Consider the following 18,599-nt stretch of genomic DNA (forward strand, 5'->3'; position numbering starts at 1 on the left):
GTGCTACCCCGCGTCCGCGATGCTCGTGGGCGTACCAGCGCGCTCCTGCGTGCCGCTCGCGGCGCTGTCGTCCGTCAGCGGGCGGCGGGTGGTGGGGTAGAGCGCAGCGGCCAGGGCGTACGTGGTCTGGCCCGCCCGGGGTTCGTCGGCGAACTCGAGGAGTAAGTCCTGCAGGCGATTGCTGAAGGCCTCGGCGCGTTCGGTGGGGATGCGGGCGTAGCGGATGTTCGCGAACACCTCGTGGCGTTGCTGGGCGGGCACCTGGGCCAGTTCGGTGGCCGCGGTGCCGATGGCGCGTTCGTCCGCTCCGGCGCCCTCGGCGATGCGGTGGTACCAGAACACACGCGCGGTACGGCCGTAGTACTTCGCTTCCAGGGCGCGGACCTTCTTGGTGCGCACCACGTGCACCAGTCCGGCGTCGGTGAGCACCTTCAGATGGTGGCCGACGGTCCCCTTGGGTTTCTCGAGCATCTCGGCCAGTTCCGACGTGGTGGCGGCGCGCTCGCTCAGTGCACTGACGATCTGCAGCCGTGTGTTCTCGAACAGCGCGCGGTACTGCTCCGGCCGGGAGAATTCCAGGGCATCGGGCAATTCGTAGTCAGGGAGACCAGCGTGGTCGGGATCGCTCGTATCGTCGGCCATGACCGTATGGTCGATGGATACCGACCGTTGTGTCAAGACCTGCCCTCTCGGAACCGGCTGTCACAGATCGCGCGCCGCCGGGCGTGGCATCCTGGAGATGGAACCAGACGGGAGGAGGGGCGATGACGCTCAAACTGGACCTGCACGACCTCTACAACTCCGGACAGCAGATCGATCGTGCCCTGGAGGGGATCATCGATGAGGCGGAGCGCACCCGCACCAAGACGGTGGAGATCATCCCCGGCAAGGGCAGTGGGCAACTGAAGAAGCGCGTGCTCCGCTTCCTCAACCGCAAGGACATCAAAGCCCGCTACCACCGGGTGGAGAAGGACTCAAAGAACTTCGGCCGGGTCTTCGTCCACTTCAAGCACTGACGTGCGCCGGCCGCGCCGTGGTGGGGCCGGCCCTCGGGCGCCCGGGCAGAGGTGCATCCGGTGGAGCCGCGGAGTGGCCGGTCGCCCTAGCCGTCCCAGGCGGTAAGCGTGGCCTGCGCCCAGGCGCGCACCCGATCGCGGTAGCCGGATGCGGGGAACGTGCCGTTGACGGCGACGTCGGTCAGGGTGGTCTCGAAGGCGGTCGGGTTGCCGGCCCGGGGCCATGATCCGGACGTGGGCGCAACCCGTGCCGCGGGCCGGGCGTGGTGCCGGCGGGCGTTCGCGCGACGCGCGCCGTCGACCCACCGGTTCAGCCCCTCCGGACCACCATCGAGGTAGGCACGCAGCAACTGGAGCAACCAGCGTTCGTCTCCGGCGGGGAGCGCCGAGGGGTGCTGTAGCCGATAGCAGGCCACCGCCACGGCGTGCAACGGCCCCCACGGCTCGGCCCGGGAGTGGTCCAGTGCGAGCAGTCGATCGAAGAGCGCCTCGCACCCGGGCGATCCACCGCTACCGCACTCGGCGCAGGTGGCCCCGGGCTGTTCATCGCGCGTGGTCATGGGCTGATGATGCCGAAGGACGTCGACGGGAGGGAACTTCTTTCCCCCACGCCCCGCTCGACCCAACCCGACCCGGCCCGTGCCGATCCGCGCCGCCACCGCCACCGCCACCGCCGGGCACCGGACCGTCACCGGCCGCGGGCGTAGGGTGAGACTCGTGGCCGATTCCAACGAGACCCGGGACGAACCGGGCGTGCGAGCCCTCGCGGCCTCCGGCCTGGCGCACGAAGTCACCCGGCACGGACCGGTGAGTTCCCTCGCGGAGGCAGCGCGGGCCCGCGGTGTGAACCCGGCGGACGTGATCAAGACGATGGTGGTGCGCCGCGGCAAGGGGGACTACCTGTTCGTGCTGGTGCCCGGGCTGCGGACGATCTCCTGGCCGAAACTGCGTGCACTACTGGGGGTGAGCAGGTTGTCCATGCCGGATGCGCAGGCGGCGCAGGAGGTGACCGGGTATCCGCGCGGGTCGATCACCCCGTTCGGATCCGCACGGGCCCTGCCCGTGATCGCCGACGCCACCCTCACCGGCCGGAGGGTCTCTATCGGGGCCGGCGGACCAGGTGTGGCCGCCACCGTCCACGCCGATGAACTCCTGTCCCACCTGCGCGCCCGGATCGCCGACGTCACCGAACCCGAGACGTCATGACCACCGTCCGCCGTGAACACCCGGTGTCGGCGCTGTCTCCGTGGTCGGAGCGCTGAGCGTGTTACCCCACCCGATCACCGGCGCGCCGTTCCCCTCTCCGGTACCGCCCGGCACCGGATGGCCGGAGGATCCCGCGCGCCCGCGCACCAGCCGGGCCCGCGATGGTGAGCAGGTGGCCGCCCTGGCCGCCTCTACCCGAACCCTGGACCAGCTCGACGCCCGTTCCAGCACCTGCCGCGCCTGCCCGCGCCTGGTGGACTGGCGCGAACAGGTCGCTCGTACCCGGCGCCGGGCGTACGCCGATCAGCCCTACTGGGGCCGGCCCGGGCCCGGGCTGGGGGACCAGCACCCGCGCCTGCTGATCGTCGGGCTCGCGCCGGCCGCCCATGGCGCCAACCGCACCGGACGCCTCTTCACCGGCGACCGCTCCGGGGACTGGATCGTCGGCGCGCTGTACCGGGCCGGGTACGCCAACCAGCCCACCAGCGAACATGCCGGCGACGGGCTGGAGCTGTCCGGCGCCCGGATCGTGGCCGCGGTGCGCTGCGCACCCCCGGACAACGCCCCCACCCCTGCCGAGCGGGCCACCTGCGCGCACTGGCTGCGCCGGGAGATCGAGTTGGTCACCCCCTCGGTCACCGGCGTCCTCGCCCTCGGCCAGATCGCGTGGACCGCCACCTTCGCCGCGTTATCGGCCCTGGGTTGGCAGGTGCCCCGGCCCCGCCCGGCCTTCGGTCACGGCGCGAAGACGCACGTAGCGCCCCCGGCGACGGGATCGCCGACGACGCAGCCGACCGTCGCCGTCGTCGGCTCGTATCACGTGTCGCAGCAGAACACCTTCACCGGCCGCCTGACCGAGCCCATGCTGGATGAGGCCATCGCCGCCTGCGGGCCGGCACCGAACCGGTAGCGTTCGCCGACTGCCCGGGGACCCACGACAGCGGTGCTGCACTGCCCTATCGTGGAGCTATGTCCGCCGCCACGGCTCGATCTCCCCGCAAGGTGCCCCGCGTGCTGATCCTGGGGGGAGGCTACGTCGGCCTGCACGCCGCCCGGCAGATACGCAAACGCATGGGCAGGCGCGAGGTGGCGATCGCGGTGGTCGACCCGCGACCGTACATGACCTACCAACCGTTCCTGCCCGAGGCCGCCGCCGGATCGCTCGAGCCGCGCCACGTCGTGGCCTCGCACCGCCGGCTCCTGCGCGGCACCACGATCCTGACCGGCCGGGTGCACTCCCTGGACCATGCCGCTCGTCGTGCCACCATCACGCCGGCGCGCGGCGATGCCTACACCGTGGGATACGACCACGTGGTCGTTGCGCTCGGGGCGGTTGCGCGGGTGCTGCCGATTCCGGGGCTGGCCGAGTCCGGTATCGGGTTCAAGCAGATCGAGGAGGCGATCTCGCTACGCAACCACGTGGTGACCATGATGGATCAGGCCGATTCGATCTGGGACGAGCAGGCCCGGCGGCGGATGCTCACCTTCACCTTCGTCGGTGGCGGGTTCGCCGGGTCCGAGGCCATCGGTGAGGTGGAGGACATGGCGAGGGAGGCGTGCCGCTACTACGACTCCATCAGCCCGGAAGATCTACGGTTCGTCCTGGTGGAGGGCACCGGTCGGATCCTGCCCGAGGTGGGTGCGGACCTGGGCCGATACGCGCTGGAGCAGTTGCGCAAGCGCAACATCGACGTGCGCCTGAACACCTTCCTGGAATCCTGCGTGGACGGACACATCGTGCTCTCCGACGGCACCGCGTTCGAGAGCGACACCCTGGTCTGGACCGCCGGGGTCAAGGCGAACCCGGTTCTGGGCCAGACCGACCTGCCCCTGACCGAGAACGGCCGGGTGCGTGCCCTGCCCACGCTGCAGGTGTGCGACGCGGACGGTCGGGTGGTCGAGGGTGCCTGGGCCGCCGGCGACTGCGCCGCGGTGCCGGACCTGTCCGCTCCGGGGATCACCACCTGTGCCCCCACGGCCCAGCACGCCATCCGTCAGGCCACCCATCTGGGCAAGAACATGACCCACCTGCTCGCCCAGGAGTCACTGGAGGATTACAACCACCGAGACCTGGGCACCGTGGCCTCGCTGGGCCTGTACAAGGGGGTGGCCGAGGTGCTGGGCCTGAAGTTCCGGGGCCCGCTGGCCTGGTTCATGCACCGGACGTACCACATGTCGGCGATGCCGACGGTGAACCGTAAGGTGCGGATCGTGCTGGACTGGACCATGGCGCTGTTGTTCCGGCGTGACATCGTGGCCCTGGGCCGGTTGCAGACGCCGCGGGAGGAGTTCCTGCAGGCTGCGGCGAGTATGCGGAGCGCGCCGGGTTCCTGAGCCGGGCTCGGTGGCCCGCATCGGGTCCGTCGGCGACGCCGGGGGCTCTATCGTTGAGGGTGCGCTCACTGGCCGGCCCCCGTAGCCCAATCGGCAGAGGCAGCCGACTTAAAATCGGTTCAGTCCGGGTTCGAGTCCCGGCGGGGGCACGTCGCGTCGTTGCGTGAACCAGCGACATTCCCGGGCATGGGGCCGTGTGCCCGGATGAGAGGTCTTCCGGGCACACGGGACCGTTGGTGTTCCCTGCTACGCGGCGTTGGCGTAGCGGTCGGGGTCGGCGTCGAAGAGCGGGCCGCACGCGGCGCAGCAGAACCAGTAGCGCTGCCCGTCGTAGTCGCGGTAAAGGCCTGCATCTTCGGCTTGGGACTTGATCACCGGGGTGCCGGGCATCACCAGGCATTCGGTGACGTCATCACCCCGTGCTGCGGCGAGGTCATCCGCCGTGGGCGCGTGCCCGCTGCAGCCGCCGGAAGGAGTGCTGTGGTCGCGCTGCTGGTGGTCGTGGTGGTCGTGGTGGTCGTGGTGGTCGTGTGCAGTCATCTGTGTGTTCCCTTCCGTGGTGTCGATGACGACGGGTCAGGCGTCCACCGGCTGACGAGCCGGCGCGGTCGAGGACGGGTGCGGCGAGGTGTGTTGGTCGGCCCGGGCGGTGAACCTGCGCAGCCGCAGGCTGTTGGTGACCACCGACACGCTGGAGAAGGCCATTGCGGCTCCGGCCAACATCGGGTTGAGCAGACCGAAGGCCGCGATCGGGATCGCGATGGTGTTGTAGCCGAACGCCCAGAACAGGTTCTGCTTGATCGTGCGCAGGGTCTTGCGGGCCAGCCGGATCGCGTCAGCTGCTGCTCGCAGGTCTCCGCGGACCAGGGTGATGTCGGCGGCCTCGATCGCGACGTCGGTGCCGGTGCCCATCGCCAAGCCGAGGTCGGCCTGTGCCAGGGCCGGGGCGTCGTTGACGCCGTCTCCGACCATCGCCACGACCTTGCCCTCCTCCTGGAGGCGGGCGATGACATCAACTTTGTCCCTCGGTAGGACTTCGGCGATGACGTGTTCGATGCCGACTTCGGCGGCGACCTGCTCGGCCACTGTCTGGTTGTCACCGGTCAACAGCACCGGCGTCAGTCCGAGTTCGGTGAACTGGCTGATGGCCTCGGCGCTGGTGGGTTTGATCTGATCGGAGACGATCAGCACGCCCCGTGCCTTGCCGTCCCACCCGACGGTGATCGCGGTCTTGCCCGCGCGCTCGGCGGCCTGCTTCGCCGCGGCGAGATTATCGTCGAGGTGTATGGACCACTCGGCCAGGAGCGCCTCGCGGCCCGCCACGACGGCATGCCCGTCGACCACGCCCTGCACACCCTTACCCTCGATGTTCTCGAAAGACTCCGGCGTCGGCAGTTCGCCGACCTGTGCAGTGGCTCCGGCGGCGATGGCCTGAGCGATGGGGTGCTCGGAGTAGTCCTCCAGCCCGCCGGCGATGCGCAGCAACTCAGCCCGCTCCACTCCCTCGGCGGTGATCGCATCGGACAGGGTCATCTTCCCGGTGGTAACCGTGCCGGTCTTGTCCAGCACGATCGTGTCGACCCTGCGGGTCGACTCCAGGATCTCCGGGCCCTTGATGAGCACACCCATCTGGGCTCCGCGTCCGGTACCGACCAGGAGCGCGGTCGGGGTGGCCAGCCCAAGGGCGCACGGGCAGGCGATGATCAGCACTGCCACCGTGGCGGTGAACGCCGCGCTGACCGGGAATCCCGCGCCGAGCCACGCGCCCAGGGCAGCAACCGCGACCGCGATGGCCACAGGGACGAACACCGAGGAGACCCGGTCGGCCAGGCGCTGAATCTCAGCCTTGCCGGACTGGGCGTCTTCAACCATCCTCGCCATCTGCGCCAACTGGGTCTCCGAGCCGATCCGAGTGGCTTTGACGACCAGACGGCCACCGGCGTTCACGGTGGCACCTGTCACCGGATCGCCCACCGCGACCTCGACCGGCACCGACTCACCAGTGAGCATCGAGGCGTCGATCGCCGAACTGCCGGATGTGATCACCCCATCGGTGGCGATCTTCTCACCCGGCCGGACCACGAACTCGTCACCCTCGGAGAGTTCATCAATGGGGACCCGCTGCTCGGTCTTCGCTCCCCGAGGGCCGTCGCGGAGGATGGAGACTTCCTTCGCCCCGAGTTCCATCAAGGCGCGCAGGGCGGCACCAGCACTGCGTTTGGAGCGCTTCTCGAAGTATCGGCCCAGCAGGATGAAGGTGATCACCCCGGCGGCGACCTCAAGATAGATGTGCCCCAGCCCGTCGGAGCGCGAGATCGTGAACTCGAACGGGTGGACCACGCCAGGCTGGCCTGCCGTGCCCAAGAACAGGGCGATGATCGACCAGATCAGCGCGGCGCTGGTGCCCACCGAGATCAGCGTGTCCATCGTCGCCGCGCCGTGCTTGAGGTTCGCCCAGGCGGCTCGGTGGAACGGCCACCCGGCCCAGACCACGACGGGGGCGGCCAGAACCAGGGAGGCAAACCCCCAGTAGTCGAACTGCAGCACGGGGATCATCGCCAGCGCGATGACCGGTACCGACAGGATTGCCGCGCCGATCAGGCGCTGTTTGAGGACCCTCAGTTCGGCGTCCTCACTCGACTCACCCCCGGCCGGGTCCCTGGGATCGGTGGACTCGGTGGTGGGAAGCTCAGCGGTGTAGCCGGTCTTCTCCACCTCCGCGATCAACAACTGCGGGTCGTAGCCCTCGGGTGCGGTGACGCTGGCCTTCTCGGTGGCGTAGTTGACGCTCGCATTGACTCCGTCGAGTTTGTTGAGCTTCTTCTCGATCCGGTTCGCGCACGAGGCACACGTCATGCCACCGATCTGCAGTTCAACGCCAGTGAGATTCACATCCGTGCTCGCGTTCTCAGTGGTCATGATCCTCTCCTTCCTCGTGCTCGTTCTGCCCTTGCCCGTCGCCGGTGTCGCCGCCAGTGCCATCCCCGCCGGCGGCGGTGTCGATCACCAGCGGTGCGGTGTGAACCTCTCCGTCGACCTGGAAGTCCAGGTACAGCAGATACCGGCCCTCAGTGGGGGCGGCGGCCTCGAAGACGATCTCGGGCCCCGAGGTCTCACCAACGTCGGGTGCATCACCGTGGGGGTGGACATGCAGGTAGGCCAGGTCCCCGTCACGCAGGGCCACGAGGTGGCCGAAGGCGCCCAGGTAGGGCTCCAGCGCGGTGACCGGTTCCCCGTCGCGGGTGATCGTCACCGTCAGTTCGGAGGGTTCGCCTGCGATGAGGTCGCCCTCCACGGCCACGTCAAAGCCATGAACGGTCGTCTCGATGACCGGCCGATCGGCTGGTGCCGGCTCGTAGTCCCCGGCGACCTGAACCGTCGTGGACAGCGTCATGCCCTCGCGCATCCCGACTGCCACGAAGTCGGCGAAGATCCGGTAGGTGCCCGCCGCCTCCCATTCCCAGGGGATCGACCAGGTGCCCGATTCATCGCGTTCGGGGTGGACATGGCGGAAGTACTGCCCATCGGCGCGCACCGCGATCAGGTGCATCTCCTGCTCATGGTCGAGTTCGAAGCCGGTCACCGGCTGCCCATCGGGCCCGGCCACCGCCAGTGCGAGTTCACCCTCGGCACCAACCTGATCAGGTGCGCTCACATCGGTGAGCCGGTAGCCGTCCTGGGCCAGGCCGAGGCCGAGGGAAGCCGCATCAGCCTCGTGAGTCTCGTGCCCGCCGCTGTCCATACCATCTCCTTGTTCTCCGGCGAGGTGTTCGTCTGGTGTCTCGTCGACCCAGCCCTGCACGGTGTCCTCATCGATGACCGCCTTCGCCGTGAATCCAGCCACAGCGAACACAACGACGAGGGTCAACCCGTACAGACCGAGCCGGGCAGTAGCTCTCATCTCAACTCCTGACAGCGGCGTAGCCGGCCTCATCGACCGCCGCGATGACCGCAGCATCGTCGAGATGCTGCTCAGAGGTGACTTTCAGGCGCCCGGTCTGGGCACTGACCTCGATGCCGGTGACCCCGTCAATCTCGGACACCTCGGCGCGGATCGCGCCCTCGCAGTGTCCACAGGTCATCCCGGTCACCTGGTATTCGCTCGTGGTTGCCATGATGAATGGTTCCTTCACTCGTGTGCGACGCAGGGAACTTTATACCCCAGGGGGGTATAAATCAACGGTGGCGGTTTCCTCGGCCTCTTTGGGCCCACGATCTTGGCCGATGGGTGCCACGTGGCGCAGCCGGGTGGCGGCGATGAGCGCGGCCACTGTGGCTATTGCGGCCGAAACCATCGAGGCGGTGTTCAGCCCGCCGGTGAAGGCCTGTTGGGCTGCGCTCACCAGGGGCTCCCCGAGGGCTCGGGGTAGGTCTGCGGCCGCGGCCATGGCCCCATCGACGCTGTCCGATGCTGCCGCTGTTGCTTCCGCCGGCAACCCATCCGGTAGGAGCTCATTGATCCGGCTGCGGTAGGCGGCGATCCCGACACTGCCGATCACCGCGACACCGAGTGAGATGCCCAGATCGTTCGCGGTGGTAGCCAGCCCCGAGGCTCCGCCGGCCTTCTCCGGCGGCACCGAACTGACCACCAGGTCGGTCGTCAGCGCCATCGACGGGGCGACACCGGGATAGGTGATCACGAAGCTGGCGATCACCACAGCCAGTCCGGTCCCGGCGTCGAACTGGGTGAACAGGAAGTAGCCCACCACCTGGGTGAGCAGGCCGAGGGCGATCACGTTGCCGGGCCGGAAGCGCCTTGCCAGGACGGGGGAGAGGGTTGCGACCACGATCAGTACCGCCGCTGCAGGCAGGATGGAGAACCCGGCTTGCAAAGGTGAGAGGTTCTGGACCTGTTGGAGGTACTGGGTGAACAGTGAGTACACCCCGCCCAGCGCGGCGGCGGAGAGCAGGAAGACCGCAAGTGCTCCGGAGACGGTGCGATTGGCGAACAGGCGTACGTCCAGCAGCGGCTTCTCCGTACGCAACTGGCGGATCACGAACCACAGCCCGAGCAGTGTTCCGGCGAGCAGCAGCCCGATGGATGGTGCGGCCGGTTCCTGGGCGGCGAACCGCTTGATGGCGTAGATGATCGCCAGCAGTCCACCGACCAGCAACAGGGCACTGAGCAGCTCGATTCTGGCGTTCGGATCGCGATGCTCCGGTAGTAGCAGGGGGGCGCCAATGACGACCAGCACCATGATGGGTACGGCGACCAGGAAGGTGGCCTGCCAGCCGAACCCCTCCAGCAACAGACCGCTGAGCAGTGGTCCGAGAGCGACACCGGCGGAGATGCCCCCGGCCCATACCCCGATCGCTACCCCGCGTTGTCTCGCGTCGGCGAAGAGTACGAAGATCAGCCCGAGCGTCGCGGGGATCATCATCGCCGCGGCCAGTCCGAGGATGGCGCGCCAGAGAATCATCAGTTCCGGGACTGTCGTCAACGACGCTGCTATCGAAACCGCGGCAAACACGAGGGCACCGATGACCATCAGCATCCGCTTGCCCACTCGGTCGCCGAGCACGCCCATCGCGACGAGGAACCCAGCCATCACGAACCCGTAGATATCCAGGATCCACAGCAACTGCGTACTGGTCGGGTTCAGGTCCGCTGCCAGGCTCGGAGCGGCCAGGAACAGGATCGTCAACATCATGAACAGCAAGGTCGAGGGCGTTACCAGGACCGCCAGGCCCCACCACTGCCTGGCCCCTGCCCTGGGGGTCGGCGCGTCAGTCCGGCTCATGATCGGTCACCTCCGGCGCGCGCTGTGTCTGTCGTGGTCATGGCTGGTGCTCCCTTCCTTCCCGCACAGGGCGCGACCGGCACGCACGTGGTCATGAACGGTGCAGCAGAGGAAGTCCGCACCGGACGACTCGACCCGGACGATGCTCCCTGGTTCATCGAGGCGATTCTGCTTCCGGCGTTTACCGACACGGCCCGGCCCCGGACCCATCCTCGATAGGCTGGCGCTCAGAGGCGCCACCCATGCCGCAGTCACCGCAGGACCCGACGAATCAGCGTCGTGCGGGGCTTGCGTGGGCTTGGGAAGCGACCAGCCAGGCGCGCCACTCGTGGGACCAACAAGGTCCCGGGGTCAGTCCGCTACGGGTGGTCGGGCACCTGTCGGTACATGCTCCTCGCCGTCGTGCGTCGGCGGGACCGACGGAGCGAGGTTCAGGCCGACGACGGCGAGGATGATCCCTGCAATGAGCACGATCCGGATCGGCGACGCAGGTTCGGTGCCGGTGAGCATCGCGTAGATCACGGTGAGCGCAGCGCCCACCCCGGTCCACACCGCGTACGCCGTCCCGATCGGGATCGTCTTCGCGGCCCACCCAAGGCCGATCATGCTGATGGTCAGGGTGATGAGGAACGCGACCGTGGGACCGGTGCGGGTGAACCCCTCGGACATGCCCAGGGACGTGGCCCAGACCGCTTCGAAGACCGCGCTGATGAGCAGGATGAACCATGCCATCTCAGCTCACCACCCGCAGGCCCACCACACAGGCCACCAATAGCACGAGCATGAGGATGCGCCACCGGCTCGCGCGTTCCTGACCGGTGGCGAACGACCAGATCACGGTCAAGGTCGCCCCGATTCCCACCCACACGGCATAGGCGGTCCCGGTGGGCAGGGACACCATGGCGTACGCCAAGCCGGCCATGCTGACCGTCATCGATACCGCGAACAGGACGGTGGGCCGCCACTTGCGGAATCCGTCCGATGCCGACAGGGCCGCGGCCCACACCGCCTCGAGTGCGCCGGAGAGCACCAGGATCGTCCACGCCATGACTGACACCTCCATGAGTCAGTCTTGTCGTGGTGCGGGTACTGCTCCCTCGTCCGCGGGTCCGATCGCCGGGCCCCGGTTATCGATTTTAGTCCGCACGGGTTACCGTGGCAATCATGCGCGAACCGAGAGACGCCGGACGAGGGACCGGGCTCGACAGCGGACGGGCAGCACCGTCCGCCGGGAACGAGGAGATCCGGGTGGCCCTGTCCACCAGCGCGGTGTACCCCTCCCGCGCCCCGCACGCCTTCCAGGCCGCGGCCGAGCTCGGCTACGACGGCGTGGAGGTGATGGTCTGGTCCGACCGGTACTCCCAGGACGCCCGGGCGCTGCAGGACCTGTCCGCCCAGTACGGCGTCCCGGTGACCAGCATCCACGCCCCCTCCCTGGTGCTCAGCCAGAACGTCTGGGGAAGGCTGCCCGGCCCGAAACTGGAACGGTCGGTGGACCTGGCCCTGGAGGTCGGTGCTTCCACCGTGGTGGTGCACCCCCCGTTCCGGTGGCAGCGACGTTACGCCCACGGATTCGCCGAGCACGTGCATGAACTGACCACCGCGACCGGCCTTCGGGTCGCGGTGGAGAACATGTTCCCCTGGCAGGTCAGAGGCCGGAAGGTGAACGCCTACCTACCCGGATGGGATCCCACCGACCGCGACTACGAGAACATCACGCTGGACCTGTCCCACGCCGCGGTCGCCCGACAGGACGGGCTCGAACTGCTGCGCCGCATCGGCGACCGGGTCAGCCACCTGCACCTGGCCGACGGTGTGCCCTCGATCATGGACCAGCACCTGGTTCCCGGTCGCGGGACCCAGCCCTGCGCCCAGGTGCTGCGGGAACTGGCCGGCACCGGCTGGTCCGGTGACGTGGTGGTGGAGGTCCAGACCCGCAAGGCACCCAGCGCTGAGCACGTGCGGGCCGACCTTGCCGCCGCGCTGGACTTCGCCCGGGCCCACCTGCGCGCCGGTGCCAACGAGCGTCGGCGAGCCCGGAACCTCACGACCGCGACGCCGACCGTCTGACCCGCCCCGGAGGCCGGGCCGATGAGGCTTGCGGCACCGGACCCCGATGGACTACACGTGGTACGTGACCGTCCTGGCGATCGACCTCGGTAAGACCGGATGCCGCGTACTTCGCCGCGAGAGCGCGGCCCAGCAGTGGCTGGGGCGGGGCAGCGGTGCCCTGGGCATGTCCCACCCCGAGGGTCCGGCCTCGGCGATGGCGGCGATCGAGGGGGCGCTGGTCGCCGGTGAGGTCCCCGACTCCGGGGTGGACGCGGTGTGCCTGGGCGCAGCCGGTGTTGCAGCCGCACCCCGCGCGGCCGCGGAGGTAGCCCGGATGCTCGCCGACCGCTTCGCGGCACGGGCGTTGGTGACCTCGGACTCGGTCACCTCTCACGCCGGCGCCCTCGGCGGCTCGAACGGGGTGGTGCTGGCGGCGGGCACCGGGTCGGTGGCGATCACCTTCGACGGCGGGGGCGGCCTGGTTCAGGTGGACGGCTGGGGGCAGACCCTGGGGGATGAGGGCAGCGGCTGGTGGATCGGGCGAGAGGGCCTGATGGCCGCCTGCCGGGCACTGGACGGCCGCGGGCCGCAGACGGCGCTGCGGGCGGTCGCCGAGGAGGAGTTCGGTGACCTGCGCACCCTGCCCGCCCGGCTCGGCGATGCCACCGCAGCCATTCCGGTGCTGGCGTCCTTCGCGCCCCAGGTGCTTGTCGGTGCCCGGGGCGGTGATGGGGTCGCCACACAGATCCTGGCCCGCGCCACCGAAGCGCTCGGGGCCACGGTGCGGGCTGCCGCACGGGCCACGACGCCCGCCGGTGATGCGACGCCCGACTGCGTCCGGGCCTCCGCAGGCGGGCGGGGTGCGGGCTCAGCGCCCGGCGCCGTGGTGCGGTGCTGCATGATCGGTGGCCTCTCCGCCTGGCCAGAGCGCTTCCGCGCCGACGTGAGTCAGCGTGCTCAGGAGGGGGCCTCATTCACGCTGGAGTGGGTCGCGCCGCAGGGTACGTCGCTGGAGGGCGCTGCGCTGATCGCCGCGCGCACCGACCTGCCCCACCGCGGAGTGTGCACCAGCGCGGATCCCTGAGCCGGCGTGGTACCTGCACCGCTACCGGGCACTCGGACCGGTCCCTGCCTCGGTGTAGGTTGACGGTCATGACTCATCCGGCTGCCGACGTGGTGCTGCGCGCACCGAGGATGATCACCGATGGTGCTGAGCACACCGATGGCTGGGTGGCCTTCACCGGCGCCGGGATCACCGCCGTCGGCACCGGCGCCGCGCCGGACGCTGCCCAGGTGGTGCACGGCACCGGGCTGCTGATCCCCGGGCTCATCGACATCCACTGCCACGGTGGCGCCGGCGGCGCCTTCGCCGGCGGAACCGAGGCGATCGATCAGGGCCTGGGCTATCACCGTCGTCACGGCACCACCCGGTCGGTGCTGTCGATGGTCACCGCCACTATCCCCAATCTGCGCGACCAGGTGTCGGACGCCCGGCAGGTCTGCGCCGCCGACCCGCTGGTCCTGGGGATCCACCTGGAGGGTCCCTGGTTGAGTCCGGCGCACCGCGGTGCTCATGACCAGGCCCTTCTCCGGGAGCCCACCGAGGCCGATATCGATGCCATGCTGACCGCAGCCGACGGCTACCTGGCCCAGGTCACGATCGCACCCGAGTTGACCGGCGCGCACCGCGCGATCGAACAACTGCTCCGGGCCGGGGTGCGGGTCGCGGTAGGGCACTCAGCGGTCGATTACGACCAGGCCGGAGCCGCCTTCGACGCCGGGGCGTCTATCCTGACCCATGCCTTCAACGCGATGGCCCCGATCCACCACCGTGCCCCTGGCCCGGTGCTGGCGGCCACCGAACGGGACGGCGTCACCTGTGAGGTGATCAACGACGGCGTGCACGTGCACCCCCGGGTGGTACGCCTCCTGCATGAGATGGCCCCTGGTCGGATCGCCTACGTGACCGACGCGATGGCGGCCGCCGGTTGTGCGGACGGTGCCTACGAACTCGGCGGGCAGGCCGTGACCGTCACCGATGGGGTGCCGCGCCTGGATTCCACCGGCTCGATCGCCGGATCCACGCTGACCATGGACGCCGCTGTCCGTCAGGCGGTGCGCATCGGGATCCCGCTGCCCGATGCGATCCAGGCTGCCACCAGTACCCCGGCGCGGACGCTGGGCCTGGCGGACCGGTTCGGCTCCCTTGCTCCCGGTTACGCCGCCGACGCGGTGCTGCTGGATACCGGGTTGCAGGTGGAGCAGGTGTGGGCGGACGGGACGAGCCGGCACCAAAGGGTCCCGGCGGCGTGAGGCTCAGCGGGAACCGGTGATTCGGAGCGCGGCCAACTGGCTATAGGGGTAGTCGATCCGCAGATCCGGTGCCTCGTCGGGGAAGTATCCACGTGGAGCGGCCACCAGGAGCACGCTGTCCACGCTGCGGCCCACCACCGGCTCCCCGAGGAGCTCCTCGATCTCGGCTGCGGACAAGGTGACGTCGCGATGGCGTTCCTCGCTGGCATCCGGGTCCAGGCTCACCTCGTAGCCGGGGATCCAGGAGGTGTGGCCCAGGGAGAGGGACACCACCGCTCCCTCCTCCACCGCCGGTCCCAAGCCGTGACGCACCACCCGCGTCTGCACCTCCTCCGGCGGGGCCAGATCCTGCGGGATGGCCACCTGGATCCGGCCGCCGTCCTCGGTCACCGTCAGGTGCTCCACCGCGGGCCCCTCATAGGTTGCGGGCCGGTTCAGCAGCCAGATCCCGCCGGTGATCACCAGCGCCAGGATCACGGCGGCACCGGCCAGCACGGCCGGGAGGCGGCGACGACGGTGGCGTCCGCCGGGCGCAGCATTCGCGGGTAGTGCCGTCGAGGCCGTCGCCGGCGCGGAGGTACGGGCCGGTGGAGGCGAGGGGACCGGTGCCGGTGCTGGTGTGTGCGCGCCGGCGCGGGGTGGGGGTGGTGCCTGCTCCGGCGGCACCAGCGTGGGATGCCCAGCGGGCAGGCTCACCACATCGGCCGGGTTCGGCGGCGCGACCTTGTGGGCGGGGTCCGGCGGCGTGGCCGCCGGTTCGTGGCCACGGGGTAGGTCCAGGGGGGTGAGGTCGTGGCCCAGTTCGCGCTGGATCTCCCGCAGCGCTTGGCCGAACGCATAGGAGTCCGGATAGCGTGCGGCACGATCGAAGGACATCGCTCTTCGCAGCACGGCCACCAGCGAGTCCGGCAGGTCGGGTCGCTGCATCCCTGCCACGAAGCCGGACTGGATGCGACCGGTCAGGTGCGAGGCACTGTTCGGGCCGCCAGGAATCTCGTGGGGGGAACGTCCCTCCAGCAGCGAGTACAAGGTGGCGGCCAGGGAGTACCGGTCCGAGCGGGTGTCGGAGACCGGCGGGTCTCCCAGGGTCTCCGGTGCCGCCCAGGGCAGGCTGAGACCGATCGCGGCGTCGGAATCGGCGTCGGTGCCGGAGGACTCGTAGGAGTACACCCGGGCGCGGGCCATGGTGGCCTCGGGGAACTCCTCGTCGATGGTGGAGATCCCGAAGTCCGACAGCACCGGAACCCCGTACTCAGTGAGCAGGATGTTGCCCGGTTTGATGTCGCGGTGCACGATCCCGGCCCGGTGCGCCGCCTCGAGCGCACCGCTGAGCCGCACCCCGATCCTCAGCACGTCCTGCACCGACATCGGGTAGTGCCGGTAGGTGTCACCCAGCGAGCCCCCGGAGCAGTACTCCATCACCAGGTACGGTTCACCTTCGTCATCGATATCGGCGTCGTAGATGGAGGCGATGTTGATGTGGTTGGACAGCCGCGCCATCAGGTTGGCCTCAGCGGCGAACTGGCGGCGCAGTGAGTCGGTCAACGCGTCGGTGCGCAAGACCTTGATCGCCACCTCACGGTGGGGCATGTGCTGGGTGTACAGGAACACGTCGGAGAAGCCGCCACGGCCGATGGTGCGCACGTAGGTGTAGCCCTCGATTTCAGGCGCGGGCTGCTTCGACTTCGCCACGCGGTGACCCCCGAACTCCCATCATCGGCCGCTGAGGCCTAGTCTTGTGCCGTCAAGAGACGAACTGACGATCTGATCCTAGGGGGTGGCTGGTGCGGCACGTGCGGTGGAGTGTTGCTGTGGTGCTGGCGGTAGTACTCGCGGCATGCACACCGCCCGCGCCGGTCACGGTGCCCGAGCCCACTCAAGCGCCCGACGCGCAGGTGCAGTCCCAGGCGCGCACCTTCGAGGTGCTCCTGAATGAGTTGTACGAACACTTCCTCGTCAGCGGCCCCGGGGCAGCGCAGTACATCTCCAGCGACGCCACCCCGGCGCAGGCCGCAGCCGAACTCAGGGATGCGGTCGGGCTGGGGGATCAGGCCACCAGGTTCGCCCTGGCCACCGGGACCGAACTGGCCCGCACCGCAGCGGCGGCCACCACCCCGGGGCGCGTCACGGAGGTGGAGTTCGATGTCCGCGACGTCGAGATCCTCGGGGACGTCGACGGGCGGCTGATCGTGGCCACCACCGTCTGGCACCAGCGTGCGGTCCGGCAGGGCCCGACCCACGAGCAGACCGTCACCTTCGCGGTCGGCTGGCGGGGAGAGGAGTTGGACAGTGTCGGCGAGGTGCTCAGCAGCGGGTCGGTGCGCGGACTGGACTCCGGCTCCGGGCTGCGCTCGCCGTTGGGGGCGGTGCGCCGATATGTGGAGTTGGTCGAGGCGCGTGCGTTCGAGGCCGTGGCGCAACTCAGTGGCGGGGCGAACACCGACGAGGTCGCCCTGGATGTGCTCGCCTCGGTGGTCGGATCCTCCGACTCCACCTTCGTCGTCGCCCTGCCGCAAGCGACCGAGGGATCGGCGCACGTGGTCTACCTGATCAACGCCTCGGGCATGGTGATCGGCCGCTTCGAGGTGAAACTCGCCCGAGCCGGGTCCACCGAGGTCGTCTACTTCGCGACGGTGTAGACCTGCCGGTGGGCGTGGCGACTGGGTTCAGGCGTCGGCCGCCGAGAGGTCCAGCACCATGGTGTCAGCGTTCCCGTTGCGGCCCACGACGGTGAACCCGGCCGCGGCGAACAGCGATTCCGAGGGGTTCCCGTCCTCCACGCTGACACTGACTCGCCGGATCCCGGCGGCCTCGGCGCGGGCGAACAGCGTGCGCAGCAGGCCTGAGCCGATGCCCCGGCGCCGGTGCTGCTGCGCTACCCCGATGCTCAGTTCGGGCACGTCGTCGGCGACGTAGCCGTAACCGGGGTGGTGGGAGTCGAACCGGCGCAGCCAGGCCGCACCGATGGGAATCTGCAGCCCGGCGGGTCCGCCGGTGTCCACCGCGATCACGCCGAGGTCCCCGGCGCGCTGCCAGCCGGCCACGTAGTGGGACAGGGTCTTGTCGCGCAGCAACTGGCGCCGCTTCATCCGTTCCTCGCCGGTCCAGTTCACCGCTTCGAGCAACATATCGATCAGGAACTCGGCGTCCTCGGGTCCGGCGTCCCGCACGCCGATCGTCCCTTGCCGCTGCTGTTCCGTCATCGTCTCGTTGTCCCTATCTCGTGCAGATCGTGACCGGTCGCCGCTCCTGGTACGCCGCCTCGCGGTGCTGCCGGTGAGGCGTTGGGCATAGCCGTCCCGGGCGGGCTCGGACCGTTTCGGAGACCAGTGTCCCCGAGATGGTGCCGATATGTCACATCGTCATGCCACAGGGGCTATTCTGTGCCACCCTGCGGACGGCCCGTGGCTGACCCGCCCAGTTGCTACGGCATGATTCTGCCGGCGTGGCAACGGTAGAATCGGCCGGGTGTCTCAACGCGACGTGACCACTCCCGACCCGAACGAGAGCCCGCACCTGGTGGACCTCGAGCCGGGCGACGCCACCTGGCCGGACATTCTCGCCGTCCTGCAGGAATTGCGCCCGCACCTGACCGCCGAGCTCCTCGATCAGGTGCTGGCCGAGGGAGAGGGGCAAGGTCTCCGGTTCACCGCGTTGTTCCACCAGGACCGCTGTGTGGCGGTAGCGGGTTGGCGGATCATCGCCAACACCAGCGCGATCCGGAAGTTCTATGTGGACGATCTAGCCACCGCCACCGGGAAGCGGTCCCGCGGGTACGGCGCGATCCTGCTGAACGCGCTGACCGAGCGGGCCAGGGACGCGGGCTGTACCCGGATCGAGTTGGATTCCGGTGTCCAACGCCACCGGGCGCACCGATTCTACCTGCGTGCCGGGATGGACATCGTCGGCCACCACTTCAGCCGACGCCTGAACTGAA

General features: G+C 69.4%; 20 protein-coding genes, 1 tRNA gene and 1 riboswitch. Of the genes, 10 read left to right on the forward strand and 11 right to left on the reverse strand.

Annotation, left to right across the window (positions count from 1 at the left end; translation table 11 throughout):
* Positions 1-3: 3 nt before the first annotated feature.
* Positions 4-642: an ArsR/SmtB family transcription factor gene (locus ACO0LV_RS11575; protein ID WP_424788057.1), complete on the reverse strand. Its 639-nt coding sequence runs from the start codon at positions 640-642 to the stop codon at positions 4-6.
* A 122-nt stretch (positions 643-764) separates the two neighbouring features.
* Here ACO0LV_RS11575 and ACO0LV_RS11580 point away from each other — a divergent pair, with 122 nt between their 5' ends.
* On the forward strand, positions 765-1,016 hold the full coding sequence (locus tag ACO0LV_RS11580; RefSeq protein ID WP_424788058.1) for a Smr/MutS family protein: 252 nt from the start codon (positions 765-767) through the stop codon (positions 1,014-1,016).
* 86 nt (positions 1,017-1,102) lie between these two features.
* Here ACO0LV_RS11580 and ACO0LV_RS11585 read toward each other — a convergent pair whose 3' ends face one another.
* Entirely contained in the window at positions 1,103-1,576 is a 474-nt protein-coding gene (locus tag ACO0LV_RS11585; protein ID WP_424788059.1) for a DUF5946 family protein, read from the reverse strand.
* Positions 1,577-1,733: 157 nt separating this feature from the next.
* On the opposite strand from ACO0LV_RS11585, the gene ACO0LV_RS11590 reads away from it, so the two are divergent.
* From ACO0LV_RS11590 to ACO0LV_RS11605, 4 genes are all read left to right on the forward strand, one after another.
* Positions 1,734-2,222: an aminoacyl-tRNA deacylase gene (locus ACO0LV_RS11590; protein ID WP_424788060.1), complete on the forward strand. Its 489-nt coding sequence runs from the start codon at positions 1,734-1,736 to the stop codon at positions 2,220-2,222.
* Between the two features lie 58 nt (positions 2,223-2,280).
* Positions 2,281-3,132, forward strand: a complete 852-nt coding sequence (locus tag ACO0LV_RS11595) for a uracil-DNA glycosylase (protein WP_424788061.1) — start codon at positions 2,281-2,283, stop codon at positions 3,130-3,132.
* A 59-nt stretch (positions 3,133-3,191) separates the two neighbouring features.
* A complete protein-coding gene (locus ACO0LV_RS11600) occupies positions 3,192-4,556 on the forward strand; it encodes an NAD(P)/FAD-dependent oxidoreductase (protein ID WP_424788062.1) in 1,365 nt (454 codons plus the stop codon).
* 75 nt (positions 4,557-4,631) lie between these two features.
* Positions 4,632-4,705, forward strand: a tRNA-Leu gene (locus ACO0LV_RS11605).
* A 97-nt stretch (positions 4,706-4,802) separates the two neighbouring features.
* On the opposite strand, the gene ACO0LV_RS11610 is transcribed toward ACO0LV_RS11605, so the two are convergent.
* From ACO0LV_RS11610 to ACO0LV_RS11640, 7 genes are all read right to left on the reverse strand, one after another.
* The gene (locus tag ACO0LV_RS11610) at positions 4,803-5,096 is read right to left on the reverse strand and encodes a YHS domain-containing protein (RefSeq protein WP_424788063.1); all 294 of its coding nucleotides are present in this window, start codon (positions 5,094-5,096) and stop codon (positions 4,803-4,805) included.
* Positions 5,097-5,132: 36 nt separating this feature from the next.
* Positions 5,133-7,475, reverse strand: a complete 2,343-nt coding sequence (locus ACO0LV_RS11615) for a heavy metal translocating P-type ATPase (protein WP_424788064.1) — start codon at positions 7,473-7,475, stop codon at positions 5,133-5,135.
* Positions 7,465-8,457, reverse strand: a complete 993-nt coding sequence (locus ACO0LV_RS11620; protein ID WP_424788065.1) for a heavy-metal-associated domain-containing protein — start codon at positions 8,455-8,457, stop codon at positions 7,465-7,467. The genes ACO0LV_RS11615 and ACO0LV_RS11620 overlap by 11 nt, the downstream gene beginning before the upstream one ends.
* A gap of 1 nt (position 8,458) precedes the next feature.
* A complete protein-coding gene (locus ACO0LV_RS11625) occupies positions 8,459-8,671 on the reverse strand; it encodes a heavy-metal-associated domain-containing protein (RefSeq protein ID WP_424788066.1) in 213 nt (70 codons plus the stop codon).
* Positions 8,672-8,710: 39 nt separating this feature from the next.
* Positions 8,711-10,297: an MFS transporter gene (locus ACO0LV_RS11630; RefSeq protein WP_424788067.1), complete on the reverse strand. Its 1,587-nt coding sequence runs from the start codon at positions 10,295-10,297 to the stop codon at positions 8,711-8,713.
* A 351-nt stretch (positions 10,298-10,648) separates the two neighbouring features.
* Positions 10,649-11,029: a DMT family transporter gene (locus ACO0LV_RS11635; RefSeq protein ID WP_424788068.1), complete on the reverse strand. Its 381-nt coding sequence runs from the start codon at positions 11,027-11,029 to the stop codon at positions 10,649-10,651.
* 1 nt (position 11,030) lies between these two features.
* Positions 11,031-11,345 (reverse strand): DMT family transporter, encoded by a 315-nt coding sequence (locus tag ACO0LV_RS11640; RefSeq protein ID WP_424788069.1) that lies wholly within the window; start codon positions 11,343-11,345, stop codon positions 11,031-11,033.
* 12 nt (positions 11,346-11,357) lie between these two features.
* Positions 11,358-11,424, reverse strand: a riboswitch (guanidine-III (ykkC-III) riboswitch).
* Between the two features lie 37 nt (positions 11,425-11,461).
* On the opposite strand from ACO0LV_RS11640, the gene ACO0LV_RS11645 reads away from it, so the two are divergent.
* From ACO0LV_RS11645 to nagA, 3 genes are all read left to right on the forward strand, one after another.
* Positions 11,462-12,367 (forward strand): sugar phosphate isomerase/epimerase family protein, encoded by a 906-nt coding sequence (locus ACO0LV_RS11645; RefSeq protein ID WP_424788070.1) that lies wholly within the window; start codon positions 11,462-11,464, stop codon positions 12,365-12,367.
* Positions 12,368-12,413: 46 nt separating this feature from the next.
* The gene (locus ACO0LV_RS11650) at positions 12,414-13,433 is read left to right on the forward strand and encodes an N-acetylglucosamine kinase (protein WP_424788071.1); all 1,020 of its coding nucleotides are present in this window, start codon (positions 12,414-12,416) and stop codon (positions 13,431-13,433) included.
* Positions 13,434-13,501: 68 nt separating this feature from the next.
* Complete coding sequence (nagA, locus tag ACO0LV_RS11655; protein WP_424788072.1) at positions 13,502-14,662, forward strand: N-acetylglucosamine-6-phosphate deacetylase; 1,161 nt, start codon at positions 13,502-13,504, stop codon at positions 14,660-14,662.
* 3 nt (positions 14,663-14,665) lie between these two features.
* Here the strand turns inward: nagA and ACO0LV_RS11660 are convergent, their stop codons facing one another.
* Positions 14,666-16,354, reverse strand: coding sequence for a serine/threonine-protein kinase (locus ACO0LV_RS11660; RefSeq protein ID WP_424788073.1), 1,689 nt, complete (start codon positions 16,352-16,354; stop codon positions 14,666-14,668).
* Between the two features lie 119 nt (positions 16,355-16,473).
* Here ACO0LV_RS11660 and ACO0LV_RS11665 point away from each other — a divergent pair, with 119 nt between their 5' ends.
* The gene (locus ACO0LV_RS11665) at positions 16,474-17,301 is read left to right on the forward strand and encodes a hypothetical protein (RefSeq protein ID WP_424788074.1); all 828 of its coding nucleotides are present in this window, start codon (positions 16,474-16,476) and stop codon (positions 17,299-17,301) included.
* A 27-nt stretch (positions 17,302-17,328) separates the two neighbouring features.
* Here the strand turns inward: ACO0LV_RS11665 and ACO0LV_RS11670 are convergent, their stop codons facing one another.
* Entirely contained in the window at positions 17,329-17,865 is a 537-nt protein-coding gene (locus ACO0LV_RS11670; RefSeq protein ID WP_424788075.1) for an N-acetyltransferase family protein, read from the reverse strand.
* Positions 17,866-18,130: 265 nt separating this feature from the next.
* Between ACO0LV_RS11670 and ACO0LV_RS11675 the strand changes: the two genes are divergently transcribed.
* Entirely contained in the window at positions 18,131-18,598 is a 468-nt protein-coding gene (locus tag ACO0LV_RS11675) for a GNAT family N-acetyltransferase (RefSeq protein WP_424788076.1), read from the forward strand.
* Position 18,599 lies beyond the last annotated feature (1 nt).

Origin of the sequence: Pseudactinotalea sp. Z1739, from assembly GCF_049725055.1 — a bacterium.
Taxonomy (GTDB): domain Bacteria; phylum Actinomycetota; class Actinomycetes; order Actinomycetales; family Beutenbergiaceae; genus CALKWS01.